Origin of the sequence: Desulfosarcina cetonica JCM 12296 (assembly GCF_001311845.1) — a bacterium.
GTDB classification, from domain to species: Bacteria; Desulfobacterota; Desulfobacteria; order Desulfobacterales; family Desulfosarcinaceae; genus Desulfosarcina; species Desulfosarcina cetonica.
The window spans coordinates 19,827-29,593 of the sequence record NZ_BBCC01000069.1 but is presented as its reverse complement, the minus strand read 5'-3'; the positions used below and the strand labels follow the sequence as shown (position 1 = coordinate 29,593).

Sequence of the window (9,767 nt, the reverse complement as noted above, 5' to 3'; positions counted from 1 at the left end):
CAAAAAGTTAGTCACAGGATTTTTTTGACCATCCCATAATGGAACATTAAAAAATAGTTGAATGAGGCTCAATTGTGAAAGTAAACATGACCGAACTTGCTAAAATAACAGAGAAAGACATCAAGACTGTCAGGAAGCGTCTCAATGCCTCAACCCTGGGAAGCGAGGATGTTGGCAGGGAAAAAATGTGGGATCGAGCAAAGGCGCTATATGTGATCTATGAGGCTGATTTTAGACAGGCCGGCGTATCTTCCGGCGATTCGAATGCTCTCGATCTTAATGCCGAACGAGCACGTGAAGCCAAGGAGCGTGCGGACAAGATTGCCCTGGACAATGCAGCCAGACGAAAAGAGCTTTTGCCGGCTGAATCCGTCGAAAGGGCTTGGTCCGGCATGATCATGAATGCCAAGACAAAATTGACCGGGTTGCCTTCCAAACTGGCGGCACTTTCAAACGAGCCGGAAGAAGGGCGACGGTTTTTTGCAGAATCAAAAAAAATGGTTGATGAGGCGCTGGCGGAGCTTGGACGGCAATCATGACCGACCTAAAACCCTGCCGACACTGTAATAGGGACGAACCGGTCTACAAGTCCGGCCGGTGCCGGGAATGCTGGCTCGAATACAAGCGCGCCTGGTACCGCCGGCAGCACCCTGGCGCCCGTCGATACAAACAGCCGAAGCCGGAAACGCCATCATTCACGCTTGTGCCGGCGCCGACTGGCCTTCGCGCCCTGGTGGCGTGGTACGAAAACAAGCTTTTTCAGGGCCGCCCAGATGGATATCGCCGAAATTATTTTTGCCGCCACTACGAGGCATGTCTGGACGCAGCGGCCGGTCCCAATCTTGGCTTCGATTGTCGTGGGTGCACTCATGAATTCGATATCGGCGGATTAATCGATTCCCAAAATTCCCAAAACTCCCATTTGGGAGTTTTTTAAACAAATTCAAATAGTTGTTGACATTGAAGCCCTTTACAGATACGGTCTTGACAACATTAACTAATCGAAAGGGTAACCGATGAATCTGACAAAAGAAACGTGGCAACTTTTGAATGATGACGGCTTTTTTTCTGATTCGTTCGTTGAAAGCGTTGAGGCGATGCGAAAGCTCCTATCCTATGATGAGATTGCCAGGATCTTTGCCTTGACGGCCAGCCTTGCAAAAAAGGCGTCGATGTCGTTGCGGAGCTTGAGCGGGCGGCGGCATAATAAAAACGTTTTCCAGCAACGAAAAGCGGTCATCCTTACGGGTGGCCGTTTTTTTTGTGGCGTTGATCAAAAGTGCTTACACCAGAGCTTACACGGTCTTGTCAAATTACAAAGGGGCTACAGCTGGTTTGCTGTAACCCCTTGTGTTTGCTGGCGCGCCCGGCAGGATTCGAACCTGCGACCTACGGATTCGTAGTCCGGCACTCTATCCAGCTGAGCTACGGGCGCGAAAAAGTTGGAAAGCCTTTTAAGCCAAAGCGCGATGCATGTCAATGGGCTAATAAAATATTTTGTTGAATCGGTCCTGAAAAGTCGTTAATTGCGGACCAATGAAATCATCACACGAAGCATACATGGCGTTGGCCATCGCGCAAGCCCTTGCCGCCGAACGCATGGGGGAGGTTCCGGTGGGTGCTATTCTTGTGGATGCCGCCGGCCAGGTGGTCGCTCAGGACCACAACCGGACGATCAGCGACTGCGATCCGTCAGCCCATGCGGAGATGAACGTGCTGCGGCGTGCCGCCCGGCAGATGCAAAATTATCGTTTGTTAAGCACAACACTCTATGTTACTGTTGAACCTTGTGCCATGTGTATGGGGGCGATCATTCACGCCCGGATAAAACGGGTGGTTTACGGCACGCCCGATCCCAAATGGGGAGCTGCCGAAAGCCTCTACCACCTTGGCCGAGACCCCCGATTCAATCACCAGGTTGATATTGTCAATGGAATTTGCGCCGACCGGTGTCGGTCCATTATGCAAACTTTTTTTCGCAATCGCCGCAAGGCCAACTGAAATCTGTCGGCGACGGTGGTGGTTGATCTCGCTTTCGGTATAATTCATTCATGAAGGAGCGTTAAGTGGCAAACATTGTTATTGTCGGGACGCAATGGGGCGATGAAGGAAAGGGAAAAATTGTCGATCTGCTGGCCGCCAATGCGGATGTCGTCGTTCGTTTCCAAGGCGGCAATAACGCCGGCCACACCATGGTGGTCGACGGTGAACAGTTCATCAGCCATTTGATCCCATCCGGCATTCTCCAGAAGAAAACTTGCATTATCGGCAACGGTGTTGTCGTCGACCCCGAGGTGTTGATCGAGGAGATCGATTATCTAAGTTCCAAAGGGATCCCCGTTGGCCCGGAAATACTCTTGATCAGCGATCGCGCCCAAGTGATCATGCCCTACCATAAGTTGATCGATCAGGGGCGTGAAAAAATGATCGGCGATAAAAAGATCGGCACCACCGGCCGGGGCATCGGGCCCTGCTACGAAGACAAAGCCACTCGAAGGGGTGTCCGTTTTGTCGATCTCATCGATCCGGAATCGTTTCGGGAACGACTCGAATCCATCGTTCCCGAAAAGAATTTTTATCTGGAGAAGTTTCTCGATGTCGAAACGGTGGAACTCGACGTCGTCCAGAAATCCTACACGGCTTTTGCCGATCGGCTGAGGCCATATGTGACAAACGTTTCCGTGGCCTTGCAAAAAGCAAGCAACAGCGGTGCGAAGATCCTTTTCGAAGGTGCCCAGGGAACCCACTTGGATATCGATCATGGGACCTACCCGTTTGTCACCTCGTCCAATACCGTTTCGGGCAATGCCTGCTGCGGTAGTGGGGTTGGCCCGAAGGATGTCAGCGGCGTCATCGGCATCGTCAAAGCCTATACCACGCGTGTGGGCGCAGGCCCGTTCCCGTCTGAGTTGTTCGATGCCACGGGTGATCTGATCCAAAAAACCGGTGCCGAATTCGGTGCAACCACGGGCCGACGACGACGCTGCGGCTGGCTGGACACAGTCATTTTGAACAATGCCGTGCGACTCAACGGACTCACCGGCCTAGCCATCACCAAACTGGACGTACTCGGCGAACTGGATGAATTAAAAATCTGTACGGCCTATGCGCTTAACGGCACCCGCGTCGAAGCGGTGCCGGCCAATCTCAACCATCTGGCAGCCTGCGAGCCGATTTACGAGACACTCCCCGGCTGGCGTCAAGATATCCGTGGCATCCGACACTACGAGGATCTTCCCGAATTGGCGCGGCAATACCTAACCCGCATCGAGGCCCTCACCGGTGTACCGATCAAGATTATTTCGGTGGGACCGGGAAGGGATGAAACCATCGTCCTGGAGAATCCATTCTGATGATAAAAAAAGAGACTTGAAACGGCACTCAACCTATTGACATTTTAGAAGCCGTAGCTTAAAAGGACCACCACTCGGGACATGGCTCAGTCTGGTAGAGCACAGCGTTCGGGACGCTGGGGTCGCAGGTTCAAATCCTGCTGTCCCGACCAAATGAAAAATAAAGGGTTACAGCGGCAGCTGTAGCCCTTTACTCTTTTTTGCGGGTCAATCGAAATGGGCACTACCATAAGGAGTTGCCTTGAAAGTCCACGGTAATCCTCCGAATCCTTTTCAACCCTGAAATAATAGCAACCGCGTCTTGGAGTACTAAGAAGATACGAAGGTGAACGGATGGGCATTTGGTGGCCTCCGGTGTCGCTATCACAGATAGCTGCCCCTTGCTCCAGGGTACCACGCTGGTGTACCATTGGAGTGTACCACCCGACCTTTTAGGAGGATTTGAAGGAGACCAAAAAGAAAAACCCCCTGTTTTACCAGAGGGTTAATTTCGGTTTGGTGCCGAAGGGGAGACTCGAACTCCCACTGGGGAACCCCAACTAGACCCTGAACCTAGCGCGTCTACCAATTCCGCCACTTCGGCACGTTTCAGTTCGATTTCAAAAGGGTTGATTTCAAACTGAAGATGCACTAACTATAGTTTTTTGCTTTTTGTGTCAAGCTCATTTTTAAAGAAAAATTGAAAGAACATGAAAATTATCCAAGACCTCAACTCAATCCCCGAACAATTTAAATCCGCAGTAATTACAATAGGTAATTTTGATGGCGTGCATATCGGCCACCAAGCCCTGTTCCACGAAGTGATCGAAAGAGCCGACGCTCTTAACGGAACGTCCGTGGCCATGACCTTCGAGCCCCACCCCATCCGGGTCATCGCCAAAAACGGGCATCCACCCCTCATCACTTTATATGAACAAAAGGTCGAATTAATTGAGAAAGCCGGCATCGATGTCTTGATCTGCATCCCCTTTACCATGGAATTCGCCGCCCTGTCAGCGCGAACCTTTGTCGAGGAAATCCTCATCCGCCGCATCGGCATGAAAATCATTGTCGTCGGCAACGATTATACCTTCGGCAACAACCGCGAGGGGGACGTCCATCTTCTCAAACAATTCGGTGAGGAAATGGGGTTTGTCGTTGTCGTGGCCGACTGGATCCAGTCCACCAATGGCAATACCGAACGCATCAGCAGCACGAGTATCCGCCAATTGGTCATGGATGGCGAGATGGTCAAGGCCGCGCGCATGCTGGGACGCAATTATCAGATCCGCGGAACTGTGGCCCATGGCCGCGACCGTGGCGGCAGACTTCTGGGGATTCCCACGGCCAATATCGTCCTGCAGGATGAGCTTTGCCCCAAACTGGGCGTCTATGCCGTCATCGTCCAACATGAAGGCAACCGCTACCCCGCTGTGGCCAACATCGGCTTCAGCCCCACCTTCGATGACCACGTATTCACGGTAGAGGTCCATATCATAGGCTTTGACCGGGATATTTATGACCAGCGGATCATGGTCAATTTTGTTCAACGGCTCAGGGACGAGGTCAAATTCTCAGGCATTGATGAACTGGTCAAGCAGATCCATCAGGACATCACCGACGCCCGGAAAATTTTAGACCCTTATTTCGAGTGAAACAGCCCTTCCCACAAATTCTTGAACCCGTTTTTTCCTGAACCCGCATAGAGGTTGAAGACCGTGACTGTGTTAGATATATTAACCTATCCTGACAAGTTTCTGAAGCAGAAGACCGTCCCGATTGAAAATATCGACGGCGCATTTCAAGAGGTAATCGAAAAGATGGCCTCCACCATGTATGCCGCCCCAGGCATCGGCCTGGCGGCACCCCAGGTGGGAATTGGAAGAAGTTTTCTGGTCTATGATATCGCCAACCAGGAGGATGGCCACGACCTGCATGTGCTGGTTAATCCGCGGATTATCGAGCAGGCGGGTGAAATCATTTCCGAAAATGAGGGGTGCCTGAGCGTTCCCGATTTTCGTGCCGATGTCAAGCGTGCCGAGCAGATTTTGGTGGAAGCGGTGGATCGTGACGGCAATCCCCTGCGGTTTGAGGCGATTGGCATGCGGGCCGTCGTCATCCAGCATGAAATGGACCATCTGGACGGCACCTTGTTTATTGACCGCATCAGTGCGTTGAAACGGCAGATGTACAAACGCCGGGTCATGAAGGAGTTGAAGCAACGGTGAATCGTCCATTGAAAATTGTTTACATGGGAACACCCGATTTTGCCGTTCCCCCTTTGATTTCCCTACACGACCACGGGTACCAAATTCTTGCCGTGGTGACCCAACCGGATCGTCCCAAGGGCCGGGGACGCAAGCTTACGCCGCCACCGGTGAAACAGGCCGCCATGCGGTTGGGCGATGCGGTGCTGCAACCGGAAACGGTCCGCACGGATGAATTTCACCAACACATGGCCAAGCTTTCCCCGGATCTGTATGTCGTTGCCGCATTCGGCCAAATTCTCCCCCAATCCCTAATCGATATCCCTAAACGGGGATCCATCAACATCCATGCCTCGCTGCTGCCGCGCCATCGAGGGGCGGCGCCCATTCAATGGGCCATCATCCATGGCGACAAGGAGACCGGCATCACCACGATGATGATGGACAAAGGCATGGACACCGGTGATATTCTGCTAATGGACAAAACCCCCATCGGTCCCACCGAAACGGCGGCGGAGCTGCATGACCGACTGAGCCGGATGGGGGCCGATACGCTCCTCCGGACCCTGCAACAGATGCAGGCCGGAACGCTTCGGCGCACACCGCAGGACCCCAACAAGGCCACCTATGCGCCAATGCTCAAGAAGCAGGATGGCGAGGTGGACTGGCAATTGCCGGCCGAAAAGATCGATCGACTGATCCGGGGCATGACGCCTTGGCCGGGTGTGTTTACCTTCAGTGATGGCATGCGCCTCAAAATTTTTCGGGCCAGTGTGCTGGACCGGGAGGTGAGCGTGCCACCGGGCACCATCTTGGAGTGTTTCCCCGGAGAATTGCGGGTAGCCACCGGGAAAGGCGCACTGGCCATCAAGGAGATTCAGGGTGAATCGGGAAAGCGCCTGCCCATTGACGATTTTTTGTGTGGCTGCCGCCTGCCTGACGGGACCTGTCTGGCTGATCTCCATGACCACAAACCGCCGTCCTTTCCTTGACCGCCGAAGCGCACCGAAACGACGGCCGCCCGTCGATGCCCGTGGTGCGGCACTTTTCATTCTCGATCAATTGGAACTTTCCCGGGTTACCCTGGACGATTTGTTGGAAGGTCAAGAAAGGCAGCTGGCCAAGCTTGACAGCCGCGACCGGGCCCTGTTCAATCAGCTGGTTTACGGGGTGTTGCGCTGGCGGCTGCGACTGGACAGCGTGATCATGGCTTATGCGGATCGGCCGATCGGCAAAATTGCCCCCACGGTAAGAAACATTCTGCGGCTGGCCTTTTTCCAAACGCACTTCATGGACCGCATCCCCCCATCGGCAGCGGTCAATACGGCGGTCGAGCTGGCGCGCGCCCATGGCGCCGCCAAAGCCACCGGGTTTATCAACGCGCTGTTGCGTACGGCCCTGCGCGAACCGGAACGGTTTCAGCTTCCCCACCCGACGGATGCATCACCAAATCATTTAAGCTTGGCCACGTCGACGCCCTTTTGGATGATGGAACGCTGGATCACGCGTCTGGGATTCGACGAGGCCCGGCGGCTGGGCGAGGCCATCAACCAGATCCCACCCATCAGTGTGCGCTGCAACCGGCTGATCATCGCCCCCCCCGACCTGTTCACCGCCCTGACGGAAGCAGCGGAATCGGTAACGCCCATCAATGCCCTACCCGGTGCATTTAACTTAATCGGTCCGCGCGTGCCCCTTTCCAAGATGCCGGCCTTTGTCGCCGGCTATTTTGCCGTTCAGGATGCGGCGGCCCAGCTGGTATCGCTGATGCTGGCACCCCAACCCGGAGAAACCGTTCTGGACGCCTGTGCCGGTTTGGGTGGCAAGACCGGCCATCTTGCCCAACTGATGGAAAACCGGGGCCGAATCGTGGCCCTGGATCATGTACCCGGCAAACTGACCCGTCTTATGCAGGAGGCCAAACGCCTGGGCGTATCGATCATCGAGACCCGTCGGGCGAACTTGAACCAGCCCGTCTCCGGCCTTGAAACCCGGTTCGACCGCGTCCTGGTCGATGCGCCATGTTCCGGCCTGGGCGTGCTGCGGCGCAACCCAGACGCCAAATGGGCAACCCGGGAGAAAGATATTCCCCGGTTGGCAGACCGCCAGGTACGGTTCCTCGATCACCTGGCCCCGCTGCTCAAAACCGGCGGCACTCTGGTCTACTCGGTCTGCAGCATGGAGCCCGAAGAAAATGAAGGCGTGATCCAACGTTTTTTGAAAAGCCATACGAATTTTGCTATAGATAGGCAAACAGCGGCAACCGAACTGCAGCCATTTCTGGATGACGGGGGGTTCCTGCGAACTACCCCCATCGCCATCAAATGGACGGCTTTTTCGCAGCACGGCTCACACGCACGCGCTGACAGGAACATCGCCATGCCCGTATTCGAATACCAGGCGCTCGACGCCAAAGGCAAAACAGTCACCGGCATCGTCGACGCCGACGGCGCCCAGGCGGCCCGGCAAAAAATTCGCCACATGGGAAGTTTTCCGGTTCGCGTGAAGGAGGTGACGGACGCCGCTGGCACCAAAGAGGGCCGCATGACCTCACTCCAGGGGCTTTTCAGCCGCGTCAAACCGGCTCAGGTCAGCCTCTGGACCCGCCAGCTGGCAACCCTCACCGCCGCCGGATTTCCTTTGGTGTCGGCCCTCACCACGTTGGTCTCGCAAACCAAGACCCATGGTTTTACCAAAATCGTCGCCCGCGTAAAGGACTCCATCGTCGAGGGCAACAGTTTCGCCTCGGCCCTGGCCATCTTCCCATCTGTTTTCTCTCAGATCTATATCAATATGGTACGCGCCGGCGAGACGTCAGGGACCTTGGAAATCGTTCTTCAGCGCCTGGCCGATATCATGGAAAAACAACAGGAGCTGAAATCGCGCATTCAAACGGCCCTGGCCTATCCGATTCTCATGACCGCCATCGGCACGATAGTCCTTTTTTTTCTGATGACCTATGTGGTTCCCAACATCACCACGATTTTCGAGGATATGAACCAGGCCCTGCCCGCCCCTACCCGTTTCCTGATTGGCGCCAGCGACCTTTTCAAATCCTATTGGTGGTTGCTGGCACTCCTGATTGCTGCCGGGTTGATCGCTTTACGGCTCTTTCGAAAAAGTGAACGCGGCCTGATGACGACCGATCGCTTGCTTCTGCGCACGCCCATCGTCGGTTCACTTTTAAAACGGATTGCCGTTGCCCGTTTTGCCCGCACCCTGGCGTCACTGCTCGAAAACGGGATCACCATGCTGCCGGCGCTTGAAATCGTGCGCAATATCACCGGCAATGTGGTCATCTCCGGCCTTATCGAAAATGCCGCCACCGAGGTGGAAAAGGGGCAAGGACTAGGCGTATCCCTGGCGGCAGACGCGGTCTTCCCGGACCTGGCCGTCCAAATGGTTCAGGTCGGTGAACAAAGCGGGGAACTGGAGTCCATGCTTTATAAGGTGGCCGACGTTTACGAAAACGAAGTCCAAAGCTCGATCATGAGCATGATGGCCATGCTGGAACCGGTGATGATCCTTTTAATGGCCGTGGTGGTATTGTTCATCGTGCTTTCCATTTGCCTGCCGATTTTTGAAATGAACCAGCTGGTGGGATGAAAAATGTTACCAATTGGTCATGTGCTACCGTCTTGATTGTTCCGATGCATTGGGATAGTATTGATTCCATAACACCTTGAAATTTATTGCGACACCCGGCAGACACGGGCTGCCTGGCACCGATGGAGGGAAGATGAAACGTTCAATCCTGTGCAACGTGAACAATCGCCGCGGGTTCACCCTGATCGAATTGATGGTGGTCATTGTCATTCTCGGCATCCTTGCCGGCCTGATCGTTCCGCGCATCATGAGCCGTCCCGAGCAGGCCAAACGGGTAAAGGCACGCATGCAGATCGAAAGCATCAGCACGGCGCTCAAACTCTACAAGCTGGACAACGGCGCATACCCCACCACCGAGCAGGGATTGCAGGCACTGGTCGAGTCGCCCTCCTCCGGTAACGTTCCCAAAAACTGGCGTAAAGGCGGTTATCTGGAGAAAGGCAAGGTCCCCAGCGATCCTTGGAGCAATGATTTTGTCTATTTGAGTCCGGGCACCCATGACGACTTTGATATCATCTCGTACGGCGCCGATGGTGCCGCTGGCGGCGAGGATAACAATGCCGACATCAACAGTTGGGATAGCGAATAGCCAGCCTTCACGCGATGATCCATCATTATAAGG

General features: G+C 54.5%; 8 protein-coding genes and 3 tRNA genes. 9 read left to right on the top strand and 2 right to left on the bottom strand.

The window, feature by feature from the left end; all coding sequences use genetic code 11:
* Positions 1–74 precede the first annotated feature (74 nt).
* Entirely contained in the window at positions 75–539 is a 465-nt protein-coding gene (locus tag JCM12296_RS16415) for a hypothetical protein (RefSeq protein ID WP_157067673.1), read from the top strand.
* A gap of 819 nt (positions 540–1,358) precedes the next feature.
* Here the strand turns inward: JCM12296_RS16415 and JCM12296_RS16405 are convergent.
* A tRNA-Arg gene (locus JCM12296_RS16405) sits at positions 1,359–1,435 on the bottom strand.
* A 101-nt stretch (positions 1,436–1,536) separates the two neighbouring features.
* On the opposite strand from JCM12296_RS16405, the gene tadA reads away from it, so the two are divergent.
* From tadA to JCM12296_RS16390, 3 genes are all read left to right on the top strand, one after another.
* Positions 1,537–2,001: a tRNA adenosine(34) deaminase TadA gene (tadA, locus tag JCM12296_RS16400; RefSeq protein ID WP_054695275.1), complete on the top strand. Its 465-nt coding sequence runs from the start codon at positions 1,537–1,539 to the stop codon at positions 1,999–2,001.
* A 65-nt stretch (positions 2,002–2,066) separates the two neighbouring features.
* Positions 2,067–3,353 carry an adenylosuccinate synthase gene (locus tag JCM12296_RS16395; RefSeq protein WP_054695272.1) on the top strand — a complete coding sequence of 429 codons (1,287 nt, stop codon included), beginning with the start codon at positions 2,067–2,069 and terminating at the stop codon, positions 3,351–3,353.
* A 75-nt stretch (positions 3,354–3,428) separates the two neighbouring features.
* Positions 3,429–3,505: transfer RNA gene (locus JCM12296_RS16390), tRNA-Pro, on the top strand.
* Positions 3,506–3,849: 344 nt separating this feature from the next.
* Here the strand turns inward: JCM12296_RS16390 and JCM12296_RS16385 are convergent.
* A tRNA-Leu gene (locus JCM12296_RS16385) sits at positions 3,850–3,936 on the bottom strand.
* Positions 3,937–4,042: 106 nt separating this feature from the next.
* Here JCM12296_RS16385 and JCM12296_RS16380 point away from each other — a divergent pair.
* The 5 genes from JCM12296_RS16380 to gspG all read left to right on the top strand — a co-directional run bounded on the left by JCM12296_RS16380 (position 4,043) and on the right by gspG (position 9,734).
* The gene (locus JCM12296_RS16380; protein WP_054695270.1) at positions 4,043–4,987 is read left to right on the top strand and encodes a bifunctional riboflavin kinase/FAD synthetase; all 945 of its coding nucleotides are present in this window, start codon (positions 4,043–4,045) and stop codon (positions 4,985–4,987) included.
* Between the two features lie 63 nt (positions 4,988–5,050).
* Complete coding sequence (gene def / locus JCM12296_RS16375; RefSeq protein WP_054695289.1) at positions 5,051–5,560, top strand: peptide deformylase; 510 nt, start codon at positions 5,051–5,053, stop codon at positions 5,558–5,560.
* Complete coding sequence (fmt, locus tag JCM12296_RS16370) at positions 5,557–6,531, top strand: methionyl-tRNA formyltransferase (protein WP_246804420.1); 975 nt, start codon at positions 5,557–5,559, stop codon at positions 6,529–6,531. The genes def and fmt overlap by 4 nt, the downstream gene beginning before the upstream one ends.
* Positions 6,422–9,145, top strand: a complete 2,724-nt coding sequence (gspF, locus tag JCM12296_RS36515; RefSeq protein WP_172683932.1) for a type II secretion system inner membrane protein GspF — start codon at positions 6,422–6,424, stop codon at positions 9,143–9,145. The genes fmt and gspF overlap by 110 nt, the downstream gene beginning before the upstream one ends.
* Before the next feature lie 133 nt (positions 9,146–9,278).
* On the top strand, positions 9,279–9,734 hold the full coding sequence (gene gspG / locus JCM12296_RS16360; protein WP_054695268.1) for a type II secretion system major pseudopilin GspG: 456 nt from the start codon (positions 9,279–9,281) through the stop codon (positions 9,732–9,734).
* Positions 9,735–9,767: the final 33 nt, after the last annotated feature.